Genomic DNA, 407 nt, shown 5'->3' with positions numbered 1-407 from the left:
CGCCCCGTCGAACCCGACGTATAGATCACATACGCCAACTGGGCCGGGCCGACCACCGTCGCCAGCGGCTCCGCCGACTCCGAGGCGATCTCCTGGATTACCTCGTCCAGCAGCACCGGTTCAGCCACGGCGCCCCGCACCCCGGAAACCGTCGCGGAAGTCGCCAGCACAACCGTCGCGCCACTGTCCGCCAGCATGTAGGCGAGGCGGTCCGCCGGATATTCGGGGTCCAGCGGCACATACGCACCACCGGCCTTCCACACCGCCAGCAGGGCCACCACCATGTCCACCCCACGCGGCAGACACAACCCCACCACACTCTCCCGACCCACACCCACACCCGCCAGATACCGGGCCAGCCGATTCGAACGCTCGTCCAACTCCCCGTACGAGAGAACATCCACGCC

General features: G+C 68.1%; 1 protein-coding gene. It reads right to left on the bottom strand.

Going from position 1 to position 407, the window contains the following annotated elements; genetic code table 11:
* The coding region (locus FF041_RS39930; protein ID WP_456154188.1) for an AMP-binding protein at window positions 1–407 on the bottom strand (407 nt) is incomplete at both ends.

Source organism: Streptomyces jumonjinensis, from assembly GCF_009600885.1.
GTDB lineage: Bacteria > Actinomycetota > Actinomycetes > Streptomycetales > Streptomycetaceae > Streptomyces > Streptomyces jumonjinensis.
Note: the sequence above shows the minus strand (reverse complement) of the source record. Positions and strands in the feature narration are given on the sequence as shown.